Origin of the sequence: Nonomuraea coxensis DSM 45129, from assembly GCF_019397265.1 — a bacterium.
Taxonomy (GTDB): domain Bacteria; phylum Actinomycetota; class Actinomycetes; order Streptosporangiales; family Streptosporangiaceae; genus Nonomuraea; species Nonomuraea coxensis.
This window is the reverse complement of record NZ_CP068985.1, coordinates 7985318-8006712: the sequence shown is the minus strand read 5'-3', so window position 1 is coordinate 8006712 and position 21395 is coordinate 7985318. Positions and strand designations below refer to the sequence as shown.

Genomic DNA, 21395 nt, shown 5'->3' with positions numbered 1-21395 from the left:
GTGCCGCTCGTCGTCGTCACCACCTCGCCCAGGGTCGCACCCGGGCTGCTGAGCCATCAGGCGTGGCAGGCGCTGCGCTCCGGTCCCGTGCTCACCGGGGACGCGGCGCATCCGCAGCTCCCCTACCTCGCCGAGGCCGGCGTCGAGGTCGAGGTCGTCGAGCCCGATCCGCGGGCGCTGGCCGCGCGGGCGGTCGCCGAGACCGTGGTGTGGCTGGCCGGGTCGGGCTCGGAGCGCGGCGACGAGGAGTTCATGCGGGCGGTCGGGCACGCCGCCGTGGCGATGGCCGACCCGCCGCTGATCGAGGTCGTGCCCGGCTCGTACGACCTGCCGGGCGCGCGGGTGCTCGACCTCGTCGCGGTCATGGACCGGCTGCGCACCGAGTGCCCGTGGGACCGGGGGCAGACGCACGAGTCGCTGGTGCCGTACCTGCTCGAAGAGGCGTACGAGGTGCTGGAGACGATCGAGCAGGGCGACCACCAGGCGCTCCGCGAGGAGCTGGGCGACCTGCTGCTGCAGGTCGTCTTCCACGCCAGGGTGGCCGAGGACTTCGACGTCGACGACGTGGCCGCCGGCATCGTCGACAAGCTCGTACGCCGCCACCCGCACGTGTTCGGCTCGGTCCGCGCCGAGAGCGCCGACCAGGTCAACGACAACTGGGAGGCGATCAAGGCGGCCGAGCGGGCGGCCAAGGGGCGCGAGTCGGCGCTCGACGGCGTCCCGATGGGCCAGCCGGCGCTGTCGCTGGCCGCCCAGCTCATCCGCAGGGCCGAACGGGCGGGCGCGCCGGGGTCGCTGGCGGCGGGGGTCGGCCAGGGCGTGGCGCGCGAGCTGTTCGACCTGGTCCGCCGGGCCGGGGAGGCCGGGCTCGACGCCGAGGCGGAGCTGCGCGGCGCGGCCCGCGCCTACCGCGACCGCGTCCGCGCCTGGGAGAGCCGCTGACCCCGCCGCGCGCGCGTGACCGGCGACCTGTCTCGCCGGGCCGGACCGATAGGCTCTGAAGGCATATCGTCTTCCGATTTAGGAGCGCATCCCGTGGCTACCATCGAGGTCGTATACGCTCGCGAGATCCTCGACTCCCGGGGCAACCCCACCGTCGAGGTCGAGGTGGTGCTCGACGACGGCAGCACCGGCCGTGCGGCCGTGCCGAGCGGGGCGTCCACCGGTCAGTTCGAGGCGGTCGAGCTGCGCGACGGCGGCAAGCGTTACGGCGGCAAGGGCGTGGAGAAGGCCGTTCTCGCCGTCACCGACGAGATCTTCGAGGAGATCGGCGGCATCGAGGCCGAGGACCAGCGCATCATCGACCAGATCATGATGGACCTGGACGGCACGCCCAACAAGTCGAAGCTCGGCGCCAACGCCATCCTGGGCGTGTCGCTGGCCGTGGCCAAGGCCGCCGCCGACAGCGGCGAGCTGCCGCTCTTCCGCTACCTCGGCGGCCCCAACGCCCACGTGCTGCCGGTGCCGATGATGAACATCCTCAACGGCGGCGCGCACGCCGACACCAACGTGGACATCCAGGAGTTCATGATCGCGCCGATCGGCGCGGAGACGTTCCGCGAGGCCGTGCGCATGGGCGCCGAGGTCTACCACACGCTGAAGGGCGTGCTCAAGGAGAAGGGCTACGCCACGGGCCTGGGCGACGAGGGCGGCTTCGCCCCCAACCTGCCCTCCAACCGCGACGCGCTCGACCTGATCCTCGTCGCCGTCGAGCGGGCCGGCTACACCCCGGGCGAGGACATCGCGCTCGCCCTCGACGTGGCCGCCACCGAGTTCCACAAGGACGGCGTCTACACGATCGACGGCAAGGGCCTGTCGGCGCAGGAGCTCATCGCCTTCTACGAGGACCTGGTCGCCAACTACCCGCTCGTGTCCATCGAGGACCCGCTCGACGAGGAGGACTGGGAGGGCTGGAAGGCCATCACCGCCTCGCTCGGCGACAAGGTGCAGCTCGTCGGCGACGACCTGTTCGTCACCAACCCCGAGCGGCTGGAGCGCGGCATCGCCGAGGGCGCGGCCAACGCCCTGCTGGTCAAGGTCAACCAGATCGGCACGCTGTCGGAGACGCTCGACGCCGTCGACCTCGCCCACCGCAGCGGCTACCGCTGCATGATGAGCCACCGCTCCGGCGAGACCGAGGACACGACGATCGCCGACCTCGCGGTGGCGGTCAACTGCGGGCAGATCAAGACCGGCGCCCCCGCCCGTTCCGACCGCGTGGCCAAGTACAACCAGCTGCTGCGCATCGAGGAGCTCCTCGACGACGCCGCCCGTTACGCGGGTCGTTCGGCGTTTCCGCGTTTCCGGCGCTAGTTTCGGGTAACCGGCTCGGGGTCGTACGCGGAGGGGGGTGTGGCAGCGGTGGCGAAGAGGCCGCAGCTCACCGGGCGGGCAGCCATCCTGGCCGTCGTGGTGTGCGCGATCGCGATGAGCCTGGCCTACCCGGTGCGCGAATACGTCAGCCTGCGCCGCAGCATCTCCGAGCTGCGCGCGGAGAAGGCCAGGGTCGAGGCGGAGAAGCAGGCGCTGCTGGCCCGGGACCAGCAGGCCAACGATCCCAACTGGATCAAGAAGACGGCCAAGGAGCGGCTGCACTACTGCGGTCCTGGCGAGAAGTGCTTCGTCGTGATGGAGCCCGGCCAGGACGAGCGGCGCACCACGGCCAAGCAGCCGGCGACGGCGCCTCCGTGGTACGAGACGTTGTGGGAGTCCGTGGAGGCCGCCGACGCGGGCACCGGACGCCGGGCCGTCACGGGCCCGGCCGCCCGGCCGAGCACGACCCCGAGCACCCAGCCCAGTGGGAAGGCCACTCCTGAGCCCACCACTGGGCCGACGAAGAAGGAAAGCGTTGGACAGTAAAGACGTCGAGGTCGTCCGGCAGCAGCTCGGCCGCCCGCCCCGAGGGCTGCGCGGGGTGGCGCACCGCTGCCCGTGCGGCAATCCCGACGTGGTGGAGACCGCGCCGCGGCTGCCCGACGGCTCGCCGTTCCCGACCCTCTACTACCTGACCTGCCCGAAGGCGGCCTCGGCCATCGGCACGCTGGAGGGCTCCGGCCTGATGCGCGAGATGCAGGCGAGGCTCGCCACGGACCCTGAGCTGGCCGCCGCCTACCAGGCCGCGCACGACGACTACGTGGCCAGGCGGGACGCGGCCGCCGAGGAGGAGGGCCTGGAGCCGCTCCCGCGCGACATGCAGAGCACCGGAGGCATGCCGAAGCGGGTCAAGTGCCTGCACGCGCTCGTCGCGCACGAGCTGGCGGCGCCCGGTGCCAACCCGATCGGCAGGGAGGCGCTGGACGCACTCCCCGAGTGGTGGAGTGACGGACCATGCGTGTAGCCGCCGTCGACTGCGGCACCAACTCCGTACGCCTGCTCATCGCGGACGTCGGCGACGACCTCATCGACGACGTCGAGCGGCGGATGGAGATCGTCCGCCTCGGGCAGGGCGTCGACCGGACCGGCCGGCTGGCCCCCGACGCCCTGGAGCGCACGTTCAAGGCCATGCGCGGCTACCAGGAGCTCATCGAGCGCCACGACGCGAGCGCCACCCGCGTCGTGGCGACCAGCGCGACCAGGGACGCGGCCAACCGCGAGGACTTCGTGGCCGGGGTGCGCGAGATCTTCGGGGTCGAGCCCGAGGTCGTGTCCGGGGCCGAGGAGGCCGAGCTGTCGTTCACCGGGGCGACGAGGGGCCTGGTGCGGCTGTCGCCGGAGACCGGGGTGCCCCAGGGCCCGCTGCCTCCCTACCTGGTGGTGGACATCGGCGGGGGGTCCACCGAATTCGTGGTGGGCGAGTCGCACGCCGAGGCGGCGCTGTCGGTGGACATCGGTTGCGTGCGGCTGACCGAGCGGCATCTCAAGGACGCGGGCGACCCGCCGTCCGCGCCGGCGCTGGAGGCCGTGGTGGCCGACATCGAGGCGGCGCTGGACCGGGTGGAGGCGGAGGTCCCGGTGCGCCGGGCGCACACGCTCGTGGGCCTGGCCGGCTCGGTGACGACGGTCGCGGGCATCGCGCTCGCGCTGCCCGCGTACGAGCCGGAGCGCATCCACCACGCGCGCCTGTCGGCCGAGCAGGTGCACGAGGTGACGCGGCGGCTGCTCGGGATGACGCACGGTGAGCGGGCCGCGCTGCCGGTGATGCATCCGGGCCGCGTCGATGTCATCGGGGCGGGCGCGCTCATTCTGGACCGAATCGTCCGCCGTTTTGCGTTTTCGCAGGTCGTCGTGAGCGAGCACGACATCCTGGACGGTATTGCCTGGTCGCTTGCCCGGTAGGTGTCGCGAAATACGGACATTCCGGATCTTCGTCCGTGTTGAGTGTGCAATCATATTTGTGCTTAGGTAAAGGAGCATTACGGGGGCTTTGCCATATTGCCGTGCACGGAAAGTGTCGGCGTGGCGACCGTTCCCGAGCGCGTCCTTTTCCCTCATACGGAATGGAGCACTCTCACCATGAAGTTCTCTGGGTTAGCCGCACGCAGGGCGGCGGCGTTCGGCGCGTCGGCCGCGGTGCTCGCCACCCTGACCGCCGGGCTCGTCGCGGGTCCCGCGCAGGCGGCCACGGCCGGCAAGACCGGTGTCAAGGTCTCGGCGACCGCGCCCAAGGCCAAGCCGGGCACGTACGAAGGCGACTGTCCCGTCAAGGTCAACTTCTCGGCGAAGATCAAGGTGTCCGTCAAGGGCAAGACCGAGCTGGCCTACCGCTGGCTGCACGGCGACGGGTCCAAGAGCAAGGTCAGCGTGGTCAAGCTCAAGGGCAAGGGCACCAAGACGGTCACCGTCCGGCAGTCGGTCACCTTCAAGGAGGACGTGAAGGGCTGGGAGGCCATTCAGGTCCTCTCCCCGAAGAAGTACGTCACCAAGAAGGGCTACTTCTCCGTCTCCTGCGCCCAGCCGGAGAGGGAGCCGAAGGTAGACATCCACCTCCCGGGCACCCCGTCGGTGTCCGCGAGCGCCTGGGCCAACCCCGACTCCTACGTCGGTGTCTGCAGCCCCGGCAACAAGATCGGCTTCACCGGCCTGATCAAGGCGAACCGCCCGACCTGGGTCAAGTACCGCTGGGTGCTCAACGGTGACGTCGTCGACTACGGCAAGGTGAAGGTCCGCCACGCCGCCAAGGTCGGCTTCGGCTTCTCGCCGCGCGAGAGCCACCGTGGCTGGGCGCAGCTCCAGATCCTCGGCCCCGACCGCGCCTGGTCCAACCGGGCCTCGTACTCGGTCTGGTGCAAGGACCCGGCTCCCGCTCCGGTGAGCAAGGTCGCGGTGTCCGGTCTGGTGACCGCCACCAACCACGACGGGTGCAAGCTGGGCGCGCACGCCACGGTCAGCACCACCGGCTCGGCCAAGGTCTCCTGGACCTGGCGGGTGAACGGTGTCTCCGTGTCCTCCGGCGAGTCGTTCTTCCGCGGCTCCGAGTCGCGGACGGTCACGCTGCCCGAGAGCGCGCTGATCGGTGAGGCGACCAAGGGCGGCAAGGTCAGCCTGACGGTGAGCGGCCCGCACAACACCGAGTCGATCTTCCAGTCGTACGCGGCCTGCAAGGTCGTGACGACGCAGGCGCCCGCGACGGACGCTCCGGCTCCGTCCACCGCCGCCTGATCGAAGGGTTCGACAGGAACGTACGGACCGGGTGGCGCCTCGTGCGCCACCCGGTTTCTCGTTTGCCACTACTACGCTTTGCGCAGTAGTGTGCATGGCGTGGACAGCAGCCAGCTCCTCAAGGGTGTGCTCGACCTGGCCGTCCTGGCGGTGCTCGACGAGCGCGACGGCTACGGCTACGACGTCGTGCGCAGGCTCAGGGAGGCGGGCCTCGTGGAGGTCGGCGACGCCTCCGTGTACGGCACCCTGCGCCGCCTCTACAAGGCCGGCGCCCTGACCTCCTACGTGATGGCCTCCGACGAGGGGCCGCACCGCAAGTACTACGGGCTCAACGAGGCCGGCAGAGACATGTACGCCGCCCAGTCCAGGACCTGGCACTCGTTCGTGGCCACCATGGCATCCCTGCTGAAGGAGGGACGAGAATGACTCCCGCCCAGTACGCCCGGGCCGTACGCGAGGCCGTGGGCGACCACCCCGACCGCGAGGAACTGCTGGAGGACCTGGACGACCATCTGGCCGAGATCGCGGCCGAGTCGCCCGGCCTGCCGCTGGAGGACCGGCTGGGTCCGCCCGCCCGCTACGCCGAGGAGCTGATGGCCGCCTACGGGGGCCGCGCGCAGAGCCGGCGGACCCGCGGGTTCCGGCCGCGTGCCTGGGCGGCGCGGGCGCACGCGGCCCTGCTGCGCCACGGGCCGTACCGGACCGTCGCGGACTTCCTGCCGGAGCTGCGGCCCGGCTGGTGGGTGCTGCGCGGCTACCTGCTGGCGATGCTGCTGGTGTCGCTCTACGGCTACCGGCGCGCCGTGCCCGAGAACCCGGCCGACTGGGCGGTGGTGGCGGCGCTGGTGTGGGCGTCGGTGTGGCTCGGCCGGCGGCGCGGGGGCCGGCCGGCCGTCCTGCTCGCCGGCGGGGTCAACGCGCTCGCCGCGCTCGCGCTGTTCGCGGGACTGGTCGCGGTCAAGCCGCTCGACCACGAGCCGGCGCCCGTCGCCCACGACGCCCCCATCAGCAGGAGCGTGGTCCTCGTGGACTCGCAGTCCTCCGGCCTGGCCAACATCCGGCCGTACGCCAAGGACGGCACCCCGCTCACCGACGTCTACCTCTACGACCAGGACGGCAACCCCGTCATCACCGACCCGGCGAGCCAGGGCTACACCGTCGACCGCTCGTGCGGCGAGCCGGTGCTCAACCGCTATCCGCTGCCGCTCAAGAAGGAGAGCTTCGAGGCGGAGCCCACGCCCTCGGAGACCCCCGCCGCCTGCCCCACCGCGAACCCGACAGTGAGCCCGACAGTGAGCCCGGCCGTCACGCCGGGTGCGGAGCGCGCCAAGTGATCGGGCACCATCGGTGTCATGAGCTTCGTACCACCGGGCACCGGCTGGCCGGGCGATCCGGCCACCGCTGACACCCCCGTCGCCCACGACCCCGCCGACGTACGCCGCCTCGCCGCGGGCAGCGACGACCTCGCGGAGCTCACCGCAAGGCAGTCGGTGTGCCGGGCCTGCCCCCGCCTGGTGGAGTGGCGGGAGGAGGTGGCCACGGTGAAGCGGCGCGCGTTCGCCGGCGAGACGTACTGGGGCCGTCCCGTTCCCGGATGGGGAGCGGAGCGGCCGCGCGTCCTGCTGGTCGGCCTGGCCCCGGCCGCGCACGGCGGCAACCGCACCGGCCGGATCTTCACCGGCGACCGCAGCGGCGACTGGCTGTTCGCCTCGCTGTACCGCGCCGGGCTGGCGGAGCGGGAGACCAGCACGTACGCGGGCGACGGCCAGCGGCTCATCGACACGCGCGTGGTGGCCTCGGTCCGCTGCGCGCCCCCCGCGAACAAGCCCACGCCGGAGGAGAAGGCCGCCTGCTTCCCGTGGATGGCGCGGGAGCTGGCGCTGGTGGCGCCGTACGTGCGGGTGGTGGTGGCGCTCGGCGGCTACGCCTGGCAGGCCATGTGGCCGGCGCTCAGGGAGGCGGGCTACGAGCTGCCGCGCAGCCGTCCGCCGTTCGGGCACGGCGCGGAGGTGGAGGTCCGGCACGGTGGCGCGCCGGTCACCCTGCTCGGCTGCTACCACCCGAGCCAGCAGAACACCTTCACCGGCCGGGTCACCGCCCAGATGCTGGACTCGATCTTCGAGAAGGCCAGGTCGATGGCAGTGTGATACGTCCCACCACGCCGGGATTGGCTTCTTCTGAAGCCCTTGACGTAGCCTTGTGAATGCTTTCACAAGCATCACGAGGGATGGGGCCTCAAGATGGACAAGCACATTCTCATCGTCGGCGGCGGCTACGTCGGCCTCTACACAGCGCTCCGGCTGCAGCGCAAGCTCGCTCGCGAGCTGCGCGGCGGCGACGTGCGCATCACGATCATCGATCCCCAGTCCTACATGACGTACCAGCCGTTCCTCCCGGAGGCGGCGGCCGGCAACCTCTCGCCCCGGCACCTGGTGGCGCCGCTGCGGAGGGTCCTGCCGAAGGTGCGCATCCTCAACGGCATCGTCACCACCGTCAAGCACGGCGACCGCGTGGTGACCTTCCAGCCGGCCGAGGGCGAGCCGCGCCAGATCGCCTACGACGTGCTCGTCATGGCCGCCGGCTCCATCTCCCGCACGCTGCCCATCCCCGGCCTGACCGACATCGGCATCGGCTTCAAGACCGTCGGCGAGGCCATCGCGCTGCGCAACCGGGTGCTGCACCTGCTGGACGTGGCCGAGTCGACCGAGGACCCCGAGGTGCGGCACAGGGCGCTGACGTTCGTGGTGGTCGGCGCGGGCTTCGCGGGCGTGGAGGCGCTGGCCGAGCTGGAGGACATGGCCAAGGACTCCGTGCGCTACTACCGCAACATCAAGCCCTCGGACATCCGCTGGGTGCTCGTCGAGGCGACCGACCGGGTGCTGCCCGAGGTGGGCCCCGAGATGGGCAGATGGACGCTGGAGCAGCTTCGCGAGCGCGGCATCGACGTCCGGCTGGAGACCCGCCTGATGTCCTGCGAGGGCGGGCACGTGGTGCTCTCCGACGGCGCCGAGTTCGACGCCGAGACCCTCGTGTGGACGGCGGGCGTCAAGCCCAGCCCGGTCGTCAACGACAGTGACCTGCCGCTCGACGAGCGCGGCCGGATCAAGACCACCTCGCTGCTGACCGTCCACGCCAGCCCGGGCGCCTTCGCGGCCGGCGACGCGGCGGGCGTGCCGGACGTCACCAACCCCGGGCAGTACTGCGCGCCGAACGCCCAGCACGCGGTGCGCCAGGCCAAGGTGCTGGCCGACAACATCGTCCGCCACCTACGCGGGCACGAACTGGTTGAATACCGTCACAAGTATGTCGGATCGGTCGCCGGTCTCGGCCTGCATCAGGGCGTCGCCAACGTCTATGGCGTCAAGCTTCGCGGATTCCCTGCGTGGTTCATGCACCGCACCTACCATCTGTCGCGGGTGCCGACGCTGAACCGCAAGGTCCGCGTCGTCGTCGATTGGACCCTGGCCCTGTTCTTCAAGCGCGAGACGATCTCCCTCGGTGAGATGGAGCACCCGCGCGAGGGCTTCAGGGCAGCCGTCGCGACGATGCGCCGCTAGCCCGGGAGAACGGCAGACGCCCCGGCCCGCATGGCCGGGGCGTTCCGGCACCCCTGGCGCAAGCGGAAGGGGTGGCACCAGTGGGGCTCTCGGCGGTGACCGTGCTCGGCGTGGACAGGCCCGGCGTGATCGCCGCCGTCACGGGTTCGCTCGCCGACTGCGGAGCGAACATCCAGGACTCCACCATGACGCTGCTCGGCGGGCACGTGGCCATGATGCTCCTGGTCTCCGGCGACCTCGACGGCGACGAGCTGCTCAAGCGGCTGCGGACCTCCGACCTGGTGGTGACCGCCTCCGCCATCGAGGCCCGCCGGCACTTCTGCGAGGAAGGCGACGGGCTCGGCTACGTCCTCACCGTCCACGGGCCGGACCGGACCGGGATCGTCTCGGCCGTCAGCGCCGTGCTCGCCGCCGACGGCGGCAACATCACCGGCATGAGCACGCGGCTCACCGGGCGCCTCTACGTGCTCATCGCCGACGTCGAACTGCCGAAGGAGGTGGACGTGGCGGCCCTCATGCGCAGGCTCGCGGCCGTCGGGGCCGGGCTCGACGCCGAGATCACCTTCCGCCCGGTCAAACCGGACCTGTCGTGACCGGCCTGACGGCTGCGTCAGGGCTCGCGGCCCCTCAGATCGGCCTCAGCCGCCGTCCCGTCGCCTCCGGCACCAGGATCGACCCCCGGAGCCGTTCGTACGCCGGAGAAGGCGTTCTGGCCGATCCGCGCCTCGTCGGGGCCGCGCGTTGAGATCATGGGCGTGAGGGGCGCGCCTCGATCGCCGGCCTCACGGCGGACGTCCTGCGCGCCACGCGAATCATCCACATGCGCATTTGCCAGGCACCGGGGAGGCCGCCACCATCGAAGCCGATGCCTTCGAAGCTTGCTGCATTCGCCACCAACTGGACCATCTGGACGGTCTACTCTTCTTGGACAGAGTGCCAGGAGCGCTATCACTTCACATCGAACTTCACAGTTGTGACGCTTGATGCGAAGTTGTGCTCCTCGGAAGCATGGTCCGTTTCGTATGATTGCGGCGCCCCCGTAGCCCAATGGCAGAGGCAAACCCCTTAAAAGGGTTGACGTGCGGGTTCGAATCCCGCCGGGGGCACCTGCTTCTACCATTGGAAATACGTTTTTCGGCACGTGGGATGACCTTGGGAACTCCGGGCGGGCCACGTTCGTTGTCAACGCTGCCGAAGTCCCCCACGAACCCCGATCTGAGCGCGAGTTGACCAAGGTGCCGCCAGGCCCCGTAGGCTCGGCGACACAGGAGGCATCGATGGAGAGCAAGAACCCCGTTTTCAGCAGGACCCGCCGCCAGGCGGGAGCATGGTCAGGGCCGGCCCCGTCTCCTGACATGCTGCAGAACATGTACGACTCCCCGTCGTACGCACCCCCGAGCCGGCCCGCGTTCCGCACCATGACCCTCGACGACGTGGTGGTGCGCGGGTTCCTGACCCTGGGCACGCTGATCCTCGCCGCGGCGGCGGCCTGGGTGCTCAACGTGCCGCCCGTGTTCGCGATCGTCGGCGCGGTCGTGGCGCTGGTCCTTGGCCTGATCGCCTCGTTCACGCAGAGCACCAACCCGGCGCTCATCCTGGGCTACGCCTTCTTCGAGGGCATCTTCCTGGGCAAGATCAGCCAGCTTTTCGAGGGCGCCATCAGCGGCATCGTGCTGCAGGCGGTGCTCGGCACGGCCTTCGCCTTCGGCGCCGTGCTGACCGTCTACGCGCTGCGGGTCGTGCGGGTGACGCCCAAGCTGGTGAAGTTCACGATCGCGGCCGCCATGGCGGCCCTGGGCCTCGTGCTGGTCAACCTGCTGGTCGGCATCTTCAACGGCGTCGGCCTCGGGCTGCGCACCGACAGCCCCATCGGCTGGGCGTTCAGCATCGTCATGATCCTGATCGGCTGCTTCTTCCTGCTGCTCGACTTCGACTCGGTCGAGCAGGGCGTCCGCCAGGGCGCGCCGGAGAAGTTCGCCTGGCAGTGCGCGTTCGGCCTGACGCTGAGCCTCGTCTGGATCTACCTGGAGGTTCTGCGCTTCGTCAGCTATTTCAGCGACGGTGACTGAGCGTAGACATCCGCGTCACCTCCGAGGGCTCCGCGTTCACGCGGGGCCCTCTCTTTGTGCGACCGAAAATCTACGTGCCGTCACGGATTCCAGGCAGCCAGGGGGCTTGCCTTTCGCAGGATGGTGTTGCAGTGTCAAGCAAAGGACCTTAATCCGCGGAGGTGCCCATGTCCTTGAACCACTCACCGGAGACGCAGACGAAGCTGATCGCAAGGGTCCCCACGATAACGGGACGCGAACTCCCCGAGTGGTTCCAAGCCATCGACAACGGCCCGGCCTTCCTCAGGTGTGCCGAGCGGGCCAACTGGCTCGCCGACGAGCACGGGCTGACCCACGGCTACGCCGCCGCGATCGTCCACGAGCACGAGCGGCACCGCCGTAACCGGATGGGCTTCATCTAGGCCCGCCACCGACCCGCGCCCGTGCCGCAAGCGCGGGCGCGTCGTCATGCGTCACCATGAGGTCATGGACCTCGACAAGGCAGTGGCCTTCCTCCGCGGCAATCACAACGCCGTCCTGCTCACCCGGCATCGCGATGGGCGCCCGCAGATGTCGCCGGTGACGGTCGGCGTGCAGGGGCCGTACATCGTCGTCAGCACGCGCGAGACGGCGTTCAAGACCCGCAACGTGCGGCACGACCCCAACGTGTCGCTGTGCGCCTTCACGAGCGCCTTCTACGGCCAGTGGATCCAGGTCGACGGCACCGCCGAGGTCATCTCCCTGCCCGAGGCCATGGAGCCGCTGGTCGACTACTACCGCGACATCTCGGGCGAGCATCCCGACTGGGAGGACTACCGCGCCGCCATGGTCCGCGAGCGGCGCGTCCTGCTGCGCATCACGCCGGTCCACGCCGGCCCCGACCGGTCGGGCTGACCGGCCCCGGCCGCCGCGGCCCGGCGCCCGGCCCGCCGGGGCCGGGCGCCGGGGTCCGCGCGTCAGCTCAGGCGCTCCAGGAGCATGGCCATGCCCTGGCCGCCGCCCACGCACATCGTCTCCAGGCCGATGGTCTTGTCGCGGTGCTGGAGGCCGTTGATGAGCGTGGAGGTGATGCGGGCGCCGGTCATGCCGAACGGGTGACCGACCGCGATGGCCCCGCCGTTGACGTTGAGCCGGTCGAGGTCGATGCCCAGCTCCTGGTAGGACGGGATGACCTGCGCGGCGAACGCCTCGTTGATCTCGACCAGGTCGACGTCCTCGATGGCCATCCCGGCCCGCGCCAGCGCCTGCCGCGAGGCGTCCACCGGGCCGAGGCCCATGATCTCCGGCGACAGCCCCGAGACGCCGGTGGAGATGATGCGGGCCAGCGGCGTGATGCCCAGCTCGGCCGCCTTGACGTCACTCATGATCACCACGGCGGCGGCGCCGTCGTTGAGCGGGCAGCAGTTGCCCGCCGTGACCGTGCCGTCCGGGCGGAAGACCGGCTGGAGGCCGGCGACCTTCTCGTACGTGGTGCCAGGCCGGGGCCCGTCGTCCTGGCTCACCACGGTGCCGTCGGGCAGCGTGACGGGCGTGATGTCCTTGGCCCAGAAACCGTCGGCCAGCGCCTTCTCGGCGAGGTTCTGGGAGCGCACGCCGAACTCGTCCTGCTCCTGGCGGCTGACCCCGCGGAGCTGGGCGACGTTCTCGGCGGTCTGGCCCATCGCGATGTAGACGTCGGGCACGTCGCCGTCCTCGCGCGGGTCGTGCCAGGTCTTGCCGCCCTCGGTGTAGGACTTGGTGCGGGCCAGCGCGTCCAGGAAGAGCGGGTTGTGCGTGTCGGGCAGCGAGTCGGAGTTGCCCTTGACGAAGCGCGAGACGGTCTCCACGCCCGCGGAGACGAACACGTCGCCCTCGCCCGCCTTGATGGCGTGGAAGGCCATGCGGGTGGTCTGGAGCGACGAGGAGCAGTAGCGGGTCACGGTGGTGCCCGGCACGTCGTCGAGCCCGAGCAGCACCGCCACCACCCGGGCCAGGTTGAAGCCCTGCTCGCCGCCGGGCAGGCCGCAGCCCAGCATGATGTCGTCGATGGTGTGCGGATCGAGCTGGGGCACCTTGGCCAGGGCCGCCTGGATCATCTGCACGGTCAGGTCGTCGGGCCTGATGTCCTTGAGCGACCCCTTGAAGGCTCGTCCGATGGGCGAACGCGCGGTTGCGACGATGACTGCCTCGGGCATGGCCCCTCCTCTGTCGGCGGCTAATAGTAGAACTATATTCCAGTTCTTCGCGCAAGCCTCGCCGCCCCCGGAGAAGGACTTACCCGTACATGCCCGGCGCGCTCTCGGTGTTGTCGTTCACCGCGTGCAGGGCCCCCTTCTCGTCGCGCCACAGCCGCCAGCCCGCCATGCTGCCGGTGAACCACGCCGGGGGCGGGCCCGCCGGGGTGACCCGCCTGCCGGTGGCGAGGTCGTACTCGCAGACGGCCGCCGTCGCGTAGAAGCCGGGCGGCTGGCCCTTCAACGGCAGCGGCTTGGGGTCGGTGACGCAGAAGGACCAGCTCCGCTCCTCCTCCACCGGAGCCGACCGGCCCGAGGCCAGGTCATAGACCGAGCCCTTGGCGCCGTGGGTGAGGAAGCCCAGTTTGTCCATGCGGTCGGGGAAGGCCAGCCACCAGCCGGAGCCGGGCACGTCGGCGGCGCCGACCTGCCCCATCACCCGCCCCGACGTCGGGTCGAGCCGGGCGAAGCCGCCGTAGGCGCCCTGGCGGTCCACCGGCCGCACGACGGGGGCGTAGCCGGGGTTGCCGCTCGGGTAGACGCGCACGACCGACGGGCGGATCCAGTTGATCGTGCCGTCGGCCCTCCGCAGCGAGAACAGGCCGAACGTGGACAGCCGCCTGGTCTCTGGGTCGGTGTAGGGGGCGACGTAGCCGACCAGGTCGTCGCCCGCCGCGCCGAACGCCCAGCCGCCCGACAGGTCGACGCCCGGCCCGAGCGCCTGCTCGATCGGCTGCTGCCACTGCAGCTTGCCGGTCTTGAGCTCGTACGACTCCACCATCGGGTCGTCCGACAGCCGCAGCAGCAGCACCCGCGTCCGGTCGGACCACTCGACCTCCGAGATGCCCGGCAGCTTCCACAGTGGCTTGCCGCTGGCCGGGTCGAGCACCACCGTGCGGGCCGTGGCCAGCGCGGTGTGCTCCGACAGGCAGACGTAGGGCCCGCAGCGCTGCGGCCCGAACGAGGAGTGCACCGGCCGGGTCCACTTCTGCACGCCGGAGTGCGCGTCGCGGGCCACCAGAGTGGCGTTCCACCGGCCCTTGCGCGCCGGGTCGAGCGCCACCACCACGCCCTCGCCGCCGCCGGTCTCGACGATCGCGGGAGCCGAGACGCCCATGCCGGGCAGGCGGCCGGCCATCGTGGCCGGATAGCCCCACAGCCGCCGGCCGTCGCGCAGCCGGACGGCCACCGTCTCCAGGGAGCCGTCGGGCTTCATCGAGGTCGTGGTCACCACCCCGGCCGCCTCGGCCAGCCGGCTGACGACGTTGACCTGCGTGTTGTGCCAGGTGGGGAAGGCGGGGGTGGTGGCCGCGTCGCTGCCGGCGCACCCGGCGACGGCGAAAGTTCCTGCCAACAGGGCGACGGACGGCTTCCAGAGGGGCCGGAGCACGGGCGATACCCTCCAAGGGGACGAGGAGTGACGGCTCGGGCGCGGAAGGTCACCGGTGCGGGGCGCGGTCGAGGACACGCCACGCCGGAACGGGGGCGGACCGGCCGCGGGCCGAGCCGCTCGACGGGCCTGAACCGGGGGGTCAGGCGTCGTTGAGCTGCTCGCCGAGCCTCCGGCGGAACAACGCGGCCCACTTGCCGTGCAGCCCCGTCGCCCGCCCGTCGACCCGGGTCGCGGTGACCTCGGTGCCGGGCTCCTCCGCGGCCGTGGCCGCCGCGAGGTAGATCGGTTGCAGTTCTTCGCGGCGCGCGGGGCGCGGCTCAGGCCACAACCCCAACGCAGCGCACACCGACGGTAGCACCACGTAAGCGGCCTGCGCGTAACCTCGGGCAGATGGATGGAAACGATCCGGTCCGAACATCTCTGTCGGATTTGTAGCGAACTCGGGGCCGAGCGTGTCGGCGAAGGCCACCGTACGGCCGCCCGCGTCCACCACCGCCACCGTCTGGGCCGCCGCGAGCTGCCGGCTCCACCGCCGGGTCACCCAGCGCAGCGGCTGCGCGATGGGCCGTACCGTGCCCAGGTCGGGGCAGGTGCCCACGATCACCTCGACGCCCGCCTCGCGCAGCCGGCGCACCGACTTGGTCAGGTGGCGCACGGCGACCGCCGGAGGCGTCTGGGTGATGATGTCGTTGGCCCCCACGAAGATCACCGCCAGGTGCGGCTCCATGGCGAGCGCCCGGTCCACCTGCTCGCCCAGCTCCGCCGACGACGCGCCCGAGCGGCCCGCCACGAGCAGCCGCACCGGGCGCTCGGACACCGCGGCCAGGCCGTTGGCGAGCAGCACGCCGGGCGTCTGGGCCGGATCCGTCATGCCGAGGCCCACCGACGTGGAGTCGCCCAGCATCGCCAGCTTGATCGCCTCGCCGGGGAACATGCCGTACGTGCCGTCGGAAGGGGGCCCGTCCATGCCGTGCGGGCGGCCGATGGCCTTGCGCGCCAGCAGTCCCTCGGCGACCAGCAGCCCGTACGCCGTCGCACCCAAGGCCGTCAGCCCGCCCCCTCCGAGCGCCGCCGCGGTGGCGATCCTACGTGCGGCGCGCGCCATCCCAGCTGCCCAGACCACGTACGTCCCTCCCTGGTCGAACTCGGCGGTAGCGTTTGCTAGGAAACTAGCCGAGGGCCTGCCATCCCGACCGGATCTCGGCCTTTCGATAGCTGATCAAGCTTTGGCAAAGAAGGTGAACACCTCGGTGCGCGTTTACGATTCCCTGGTCGACCTCATAGGGAACACCCCGCTCGTCCGCCTGCACAAGGTGAGCGCGGGCCTGCCGGCCCAGGTGCTCGCCAAAGTCGAGTACTTCAACCCGGGCGGATCCGTGAAGGACCGCATCGCGGTCCGCATGATCGAGGCCGCCGAGAAGTCGGGCGCCCTGCGCCCCGGCGGGGTCATCGTCGAGCCGACCTCCGGCAACACCGGGGTGGGGCTCGCCATCGTGGCCCAGCAGAGGGGTTACCGGTGCCTGTTCGTGGTGCCGGACAAGGTCGCCCAGGACAAGATCGCGGTGCTGCGGGCGTACGGGGCCGAGGTCGTGGTCTGCCCGACCGCCGTCCCGCCCGACCACCCCGACTCCTACTACTCGGTCTCCGACCGGCTGGCCCGCGAGGTGCCCAACGCCTGGAAGCCCGACCAGTACTCCAACCCCGAGAACCGGGAGTCCCACTTCCACTCCACGGGCCCCGAGATCTGGGCCGACACCGAGGGCGGCATCACCCACTTCGTCGCCGGCATCGGCACCGGCGGCACGATCAGCGGCACGGGCCGCTACCTCAAGGAGATATCCGGCGGCCGGGTGCGCGTCGTCGGGGCCGACCCCGAGGGCTCGGTCTACTCCGGCGGCAGCGGGCGCCCCTACCTCGTGGAGGGCGTCGGCGAGGACATCTGGCCGGCCACGTACGACACCACGATCTGCGACGAGATCATCGCGGTCTCCGACAAGGACTCCTTCACCATGACCCGCCGCCTCGCCCGGGAGGAAGGGCTGCTGGTCGGCGGGTCGTGCGGCATGGCCGTCGTCGCGGCGCTCCAGGTGGCGGCGCGGGCCAAGGAGGGCGACACGGTCGTCGTGCTGCTGCCCGACGGCGGCCGCGGCTACCTGTCGAAGATCTTCAACGACGACTGGATGGCCGACTACGGCTTCCTCACGACCAGCTCCGACGAGGGCCTGGTCGGCGACGTGCTGGCGCGCAAGGGGCCGGGCCTGCCGGAGTTCGTGCACGCCCACCCGCACGAGACGGTCGGCACGGCCATCTCGATCATGCGCGAGTACAGCGTGTCCCAGCTCCCGGTCATGAAGGAGGAGCCGCCGGTCATGGCGGCCGAGGTCGTCGGCTCCATCGTCGAGCGCGACCTCCTCGAAGCCCTCTACCACGGCAGGCTCTCCTCCGACGACCCGATCGCCGACCACATGTCCGCGCCGCTACCCACGATCGGCAGTGGTGAACCTGTGGCGCGTGCGGTGGAAGCGCTGGAGAAGGCGGACGCGGCGGTCGTGCTGGAGGACGGCAAGCCGTCCGGGCTGATCACCCGGCAGGACCTGCTCGCCTTCCTGGCCAACCACTGATCCCGCTCCCTGACGGCCCGGCGCCGGCTAGGCGTGCGCGCCGGTGGCCGGCGTGAGACGGACCGTCCAGCCGTCGCCGACATGGTGCAGCACGGCGGACAGCCGGTCGAGACCTGGGCTGCCCTGGGTCCGCCACTGGGCGGCCCAGGCGGCGAGGAGGTCGATGGCGCTGTCGTCTCCGGCGGCGGTCTGCCGTTCGGCGTCGGAGGGCGTGATGAGAGCGATCCCGGTGGGGGTGGAGGCGCCGATGCGCCACAGCGGGTCGCCGAGCGCGGCCGTGGTCAGGGCGTCGGGCCTGGTGGCCAACAGGAAGGCGTAGAAGCCGGCCGGGTCCTCCCCCCTGTCCAGTGGGCCGCCGGCCTGGCGGCCGTCTGTCCGGAGCTGCCGGAGCAGCCGCCGCCCGGTGTCGCCGCCCCCGTTGCGCAGCCAGGTCGCCGACAGCCACCGCGGCCGTCCGTCTTCGTCGTGGACCAGGGCGTCGACGTCGCGGGGCGGCACGAGCCACTGGTCCAGGACGTACGGGGTGGCCTCGACGAACCCGGCCCGCAGCAGCCGGTCGGTGGTGAGCGTTGGGTCCTGCGCGCCGCGGCGGCACCGTACCACGAGGACAGTCTTGGCCAGGTCCGTCACCTGGACCGGCGTGACCACGATCGCCCCGGGCGCAGCGTGGCGCGTCCACGCTCCGGGGATGCGTTCCGGGCTGGTCCAGGCGATGACGCGGTCGACCTGCCCGCCGCCGGTGGTCGTGCCGTCGGTGGCGTGCAGGGTGACGTTGGTGCGGCCGTCAGCGCGCAGCCGACGCCCGGCGCGGCCGGTGAGGGCCGGGTCGATGTCGACGGAGATGACGCTGCCGGTCTCGCCGACCAGGCGGGACAGCAGCGCGGTGGAGTAGCCGGACCCCGTGCCGATCTCCAGGACGCGCTGGCCGGGCTCCACCTGGAGCAGGTCCAGCATGGTGGCGATGATGCCGCGGTCGGAGGTCTGCGGCAGCAGGGAGCCGTCGTCCTCCATCGTGTAGTGGGTTTCGGAGATCTGGTCGAGCGCGTTCTGGACGGCTGGGCTGATGGTCGTCGCGGTGGCCACGGCGGTTCCCCCTCGTTGGCAAGTCATATGCGGAGCAACAGGTGATAGGGCCGGTCGGGGTGGTACGGCTCGCCTGAGGCTCCGGAGGTGGTCTCGATCCAGGCGTGCGCGGCGTAGGGCTGCGTGCGCGCCCCGATGCACACGTGCACGCGCCGGCCCCGGACCGCCGCGGTCAGCATGGCGGCCACGGCGTTCTCCAGGCAGGCGGCCCGCCCTGGCATCCAGTGTCCTGCCCAGCGGGCCGCCTCGGCGGCGATCCGTGCTTGTGTCGGAGTGGCGGCGTGCCGGCACCACCGGCCGACCATGCCGAGCACCCGGGACAGGAGACGGAACGGGAGCCGGATCAGGGCGGCGGCGAGCAGGTGCGCGATCACCGCCGAGAGCCGGTGGGCGAGAGTGAGCCGATGCTCAAGCGGGGGAAGGGCCATATGGCTGGTCATGGCCGCTCCTGCAGCAGCCCGTGCCCGGTGAGCACGGCGAGGTGGGATTCGGCGTCTCGCTGGGCGGTGGCAGGGTCGATGGAGAAGGCCGCGAGCAGGGCCCTGGCCGCGATGGCCGCGGCTGCGGTGACCTCGGTGCCGTCGGCCACGGCATGCCAGATTACGGCGGCGGCGGGATTGAGACCGTAGAAGCGGTCCCGATGGGCGTCCATCAGGACCGCTCCCTGATCGTCGGCGGGGGTGCGGCGGATGCCTTCACGGGCGTGCAGGACGGGCATGTTCAGGCTCCTGACGTTCGAGCGAGGAGGCGGGGCCCCACAGGCGGGGGCGCGGCTGGGCGAGCTGGCGTAGCCAGAGCTCCGCGGCGAGCACGTCGCACACCGCGGCCATCGGGCCGTCGGCGCCGTCCAGCAGACGGCCGACCGCATGGCGGGCGGGCGCGGCTTCGATCAGGCCGAGCGCGGCTAACCGGGGTTCCTCCAGCAGGTCACGCACGTCCGGCGCGGCATGGCGAAGACCGGAATACAGGCAGGCGGTGAAGGACGCCTTGGTCCGGCGGGACAACAGTTGTGCCGGCACCAGCCCCGCCAGCGCGGCCCTCAGCAGTGGTTTAGGGGTCTGGGCGGTGGTCCGTTCGGTGACGGAAACGGCGGAGCAGGCGGCGATGACCTGGTTGTCGAGGTACGGAGTGTGTACGTCCACCCCGAAACCTCGCCAACCTGCTTGTACGGCCTGGAGTCCGCGCCTGCCGCGCGCACCAGCCGGAGTGCTTCGGCATCGGCTCCGGCCTCAGGGAACAGATGCTCAGGCTGATGGCCAAGACCGTCGGCGATCAGCGACTCGATGCCGGCGGCGAGATCCACGCGGGCCTCCCGGGTCGCCCAGGCTGCAGCGGGGCTGAGACCGCACCAGCGCAGCGTGTCCTCCACGCCTCGCCGTGTCGGCAGGTCTCCGCCGCGCAGTTGCTCGGCGACGCCGGCCAGCGCCTGAGGGTAGCTGGTGCGGGCCATACGCAGCGCGGCCCTGATGACGGCGTAGGCGGGGCGGTGACGCAGCCGCGCCCATGCCGCCGCTTCTGTCAGGAAGCGCCCCGCGGTCGGCGGCCGGGCCAGGTCGGCCAGGTAGGCAAGGGAACCGGCAAGAACGCAGTCGCCGCCGTCGCCGGTCATGTGCAGCCCACCGGCCGCGGGTGCGAGCACGGCCTCATCGCGGGCCCACAGCAGTACGTCCTGGGCGGGCTCGTCCAGGAGCGGCGCCCGGTCCAGTGCGGTGAGCGGGAGCGCGTCCGGACCGGGTCTGATGACGATGTGCTTCAAGGCGGGTTCCGCCCGCACGCACAGCAGGGCATGGGTCAAGTCGTCCTCGCCGCCACCGACGGGGTCCACGTAGGTGATTGCGGGCAGAGGCGAGGTCCGGTAGCGCGCGGCCAGCAGAGCGAGGCTGGAAGAGTCGAGCCCTCCTGACAGGTCGCTGGACAGGCGCTCGGCCTGGTGCGCGCGCCTGCTGACCGCGGTCAGCAGCGCGTGCCGGAGTTGTTCGGCGCCTTCGGCGAAGGGCAGTCCGCCAAGGCGCACGTCCAGAGGTCGGTGGCACGGTTTCTGGCCCCTGAGCAGCACCATGTGGCCGGGCCGTGACCGGTTGATCGTGGCGAACGGCGACCGGTCGCCGGTGGCGTGCGTGAGGTCGGCGCCTATCAGGCGTGCTGCCAGCCAGCGCGGGTCGGGGTCGGCTCCGATGAGGTCGCCCAGTGGCAGCGGCGAGGAGCAGTAGGCGATGCCGCCCGCCCAGGGAGTGAAGAACAGTGGCCATGCTCCGGCGAGGTCCGGGACGACCAGGACGCCGTCGGCGCCGGTCCGTACGGTCACGAAGCTGCCGGGCAGGGCGGCCAACTGAGCCCAGTCGCCGGTGCGCGCCGCGCGCCTCAGCGTGCCGGTGAGTTCGGCGTCGTCGGCCAGGCAGGCGCCGAAAACTGCGATCTGCCAGTGCTCCATGGTCAGGGTGCGTAGCTCCCGGCCCCATTCTCCTGTTGCCCACAACGGTGGCCGGTTTGACAAGACGCGGCTTCCACGTGGGCGAGATGGTGCAGCGGCGTCCTGACCGGCGTGTGAATGAGAGAACCATCCGGCGTACCAGCGCATGATCTGTTCCTCCTCAAACCCGGCCTGCTACTGGCTGCACAGTGCGGCCGGCAGCAGGCCAAGGCGGTCAGTTGTAGTACTTCTTCTTGTCGGCGGTGTCGTGGCGGGCGCTGCCCAGGGTGATGGCGCGGACGCTGCCGAGGTCGACCAGGGTGGGCGTGGCGTAGGGCTGAGCGTGGTCGGGGTGGGAGGTGGTCTCGTCGTACATGGGATCTCCTTTCGGCCGGACCGGTGCGGCCCGTCACCTGCTACGACAGCCGATTCCCGGGAGTGCGGCGAGGATGTGCGCGCACCTCGCAAGATC

At 71.3% G+C, this 21395-nt stretch carries 25 protein-coding genes and 1 tRNA gene; 17 read left to right on the top strand and 9 right to left on the bottom strand.

What is annotated here, in order from left to right:
• From Nocox_RS37525 to Nocox_RS37450, 16 genes are all read left to right on the top strand, one after another.
• Complete coding sequence (locus tag Nocox_RS37525; protein WP_020545194.1) at window positions 1-942, top strand: nucleoside triphosphate pyrophosphohydrolase; 942 nt, start codon at window positions 1-3, stop codon at window positions 940-942.
• A gap of 93 nt (window positions 943-1035) precedes the next feature.
• A complete protein-coding gene (eno, locus tag Nocox_RS37520) occupies window positions 1036-2313 on the top strand; it encodes a phosphopyruvate hydratase (protein WP_020545193.1) in 1278 nt (425 codons plus the stop codon).
• 48 nt (window positions 2314-2361) lie between these two features.
• Window positions 2362-2859, top strand: coding sequence for an FtsB family cell division protein (locus Nocox_RS37515; protein WP_020545192.1), 498 nt, complete (start codon window positions 2362-2364; stop codon window positions 2857-2859).
• Window positions 2825-3337 (top strand): DUF501 domain-containing protein, encoded by a 513-nt coding sequence (locus Nocox_RS37510; protein WP_033410157.1) that lies wholly within the window; start codon window positions 2825-2827, stop codon window positions 3335-3337. Before Nocox_RS37515 ends, Nocox_RS37510 begins: the two co-directional genes overlap by 35 nt.
• A complete protein-coding gene (locus tag Nocox_RS37505; protein WP_020545190.1) occupies window positions 3328-4275 on the top strand; it encodes a Ppx/GppA phosphatase family protein in 948 nt (315 codons plus the stop codon). Before Nocox_RS37510 ends, Nocox_RS37505 begins: the two co-directional genes overlap by 10 nt.
• 177 nt (window positions 4276-4452) lie before the next feature.
• Window positions 4453-5598 (top strand): hypothetical protein, encoded by a 1146-nt coding sequence (locus Nocox_RS37500; protein ID WP_020545189.1) that lies wholly within the window; start codon window positions 4453-4455, stop codon window positions 5596-5598.
• 99 nt (window positions 5599-5697) lie between these two features.
• Window positions 5698-6024: a PadR family transcriptional regulator gene (locus tag Nocox_RS37495; protein ID WP_020545188.1), complete on the top strand. Its 327-nt coding sequence runs from the start codon at window positions 5698-5700 to the stop codon at window positions 6022-6024.
• On the top strand, window positions 6021-6932 hold the full coding sequence (locus Nocox_RS37490) for a hypothetical protein (RefSeq protein ID WP_020545187.1): 912 nt from the start codon (window positions 6021-6023) through the stop codon (window positions 6930-6932). Before Nocox_RS37495 ends, Nocox_RS37490 begins: the two co-directional genes overlap by 4 nt.
• 18 nt (window positions 6933-6950) lie before the next feature.
• Window positions 6951-7745, top strand: coding sequence for a uracil-DNA glycosylase (locus Nocox_RS37485; protein WP_020545186.1), 795 nt, complete (start codon window positions 6951-6953; stop codon window positions 7743-7745).
• Between the two features lie 93 nt (window positions 7746-7838).
• Window positions 7839-9155, top strand: coding sequence for an NAD(P)/FAD-dependent oxidoreductase (locus Nocox_RS37480; protein ID WP_020545185.1), 1317 nt, complete (start codon window positions 7839-7841; stop codon window positions 9153-9155).
• A gap of 80 nt (window positions 9156-9235) precedes the next feature.
• Complete coding sequence (locus Nocox_RS37475) at window positions 9236-9748, top strand: glycine cleavage system transcriptional repressor (protein WP_020545184.1); 513 nt, start codon at window positions 9236-9238, stop codon at window positions 9746-9748.
• A 235-nt stretch (window positions 9749-9983) separates the two neighbouring features.
• Window positions 9984-10139 (top strand): peptide deformylase, encoded by a 156-nt coding sequence (locus Nocox_RS44285; protein ID WP_084685783.1) that lies wholly within the window; start codon window positions 9984-9986, stop codon window positions 10137-10139.
• 49 nt (window positions 10140-10188) lie between these two features.
• Window positions 10189-10261: transfer RNA gene (locus Nocox_RS37465), tRNA-Leu, on the top strand.
• A 171-nt stretch (window positions 10262-10432) separates the two neighbouring features.
• Window positions 10433-11224 carry a Bax inhibitor-1/YccA family protein gene (locus tag Nocox_RS37460; RefSeq protein ID WP_026214769.1) on the top strand — a complete coding sequence of 264 codons (792 nt, stop codon included), beginning with the start codon at window positions 10433-10435 and terminating at the stop codon, window positions 11222-11224.
• A gap of 167 nt (window positions 11225-11391) precedes the next feature.
• Entirely contained in the window at window positions 11392-11625 is a 234-nt protein-coding gene (locus Nocox_RS37455; RefSeq protein ID WP_020545182.1) for a DUF4287 domain-containing protein, read from the top strand.
• Between the two features lie 64 nt (window positions 11626-11689).
• Window positions 11690-12097 carry a PPOX class F420-dependent oxidoreductase gene (locus tag Nocox_RS37450; protein ID WP_020545181.1) on the top strand — a complete coding sequence of 136 codons (408 nt, stop codon included), beginning with the start codon at window positions 11690-11692 and terminating at the stop codon, window positions 12095-12097.
• 62 nt (window positions 12098-12159) lie between these two features.
• Here Nocox_RS37450 and Nocox_RS37445 read toward each other — a convergent pair whose 3' ends face one another.
• The 3 genes from Nocox_RS37445 to Nocox_RS37435 form a co-directional block, all read right to left on the bottom strand.
• The gene (locus Nocox_RS37445) at window positions 12160-13377 is read right to left on the bottom strand and encodes an acetyl-CoA C-acetyltransferase (RefSeq protein ID WP_020545180.1); all 1218 of its coding nucleotides are present in this window, start codon (window positions 13375-13377) and stop codon (window positions 12160-12162) included.
• Between the two features lie 79 nt (window positions 13378-13456).
• Window positions 13457-14806 carry an outer membrane protein assembly factor BamB family protein gene (locus tag Nocox_RS37440; RefSeq protein WP_020545179.1) on the bottom strand — a complete coding sequence of 450 codons (1350 nt, stop codon included), beginning with the start codon at window positions 14804-14806 and terminating at the stop codon, window positions 13457-13459.
• 142 nt (window positions 14807-14948) lie between these two features.
• The gene (locus Nocox_RS37435) at window positions 14949-15932 is read right to left on the bottom strand and encodes an SGNH/GDSL hydrolase family protein (protein WP_246649671.1); all 984 of its coding nucleotides are present in this window, start codon (window positions 15930-15932) and stop codon (window positions 14949-14951) included.
• 127 nt (window positions 15933-16059) lie between these two features.
• Between Nocox_RS37435 and Nocox_RS37430 the strand changes: the two genes are divergently transcribed.
• Window positions 16060-17430, top strand: a complete 1371-nt coding sequence (locus tag Nocox_RS37430; protein WP_026214768.1) for a cystathionine beta-synthase — start codon at window positions 16060-16062, stop codon at window positions 17428-17430.
• Between the two features lie 27 nt (window positions 17431-17457).
• Here the strand turns inward: Nocox_RS37430 and Nocox_RS37425 are convergent, their stop codons facing one another.
• From Nocox_RS37425 to Nocox_RS37400, 6 genes are all read right to left on the bottom strand, one after another.
• A complete protein-coding gene (locus Nocox_RS37425; RefSeq protein WP_020545176.1) occupies window positions 17458-18513 on the bottom strand; it encodes a protein-L-isoaspartate O-methyltransferase family protein in 1056 nt (351 codons plus the stop codon).
• A gap of 23 nt (window positions 18514-18536) precedes the next feature.
• Window positions 18537-18953: a lasso peptide biosynthesis B2 protein gene (locus Nocox_RS37420; RefSeq protein ID WP_020545175.1), complete on the bottom strand. Its 417-nt coding sequence runs from the start codon at window positions 18951-18953 to the stop codon at window positions 18537-18539.
• Window positions 18950-19231, bottom strand: coding sequence for a PqqD family protein (locus Nocox_RS37415; protein WP_020545174.1), 282 nt, complete (start codon window positions 19229-19231; stop codon window positions 18950-18952). The genes Nocox_RS37420 and Nocox_RS37415 overlap by 4 nt, the downstream gene beginning before the upstream one ends.
• Window positions 19209-19655 (bottom strand): asparagine synthase-related protein, encoded by a 447-nt coding sequence (locus tag Nocox_RS37410; RefSeq protein ID WP_084685795.1) that lies wholly within the window; start codon window positions 19653-19655, stop codon window positions 19209-19211. The genes Nocox_RS37415 and Nocox_RS37410 overlap by 23 nt, the downstream gene beginning before the upstream one ends.
• On the bottom strand, window positions 19553-20944 hold the full coding sequence (locus Nocox_RS37405) for an asparagine synthase-related protein (RefSeq protein ID WP_026214766.1): 1392 nt from the start codon (window positions 20942-20944) through the stop codon (window positions 19553-19555). Before Nocox_RS37405 ends, Nocox_RS37410 begins: the two co-directional genes overlap by 103 nt.
• A gap of 214 nt (window positions 20945-21158) precedes the next feature.
• Window positions 21159-21299 carry a lasso RiPP family leader peptide-containing protein gene (locus Nocox_RS37400; RefSeq protein WP_020545172.1) on the bottom strand — a complete coding sequence of 47 codons (141 nt, stop codon included), beginning with the start codon at window positions 21297-21299 and terminating at the stop codon, window positions 21159-21161.
• Window positions 21300-21395 lie beyond the last annotated feature (96 nt).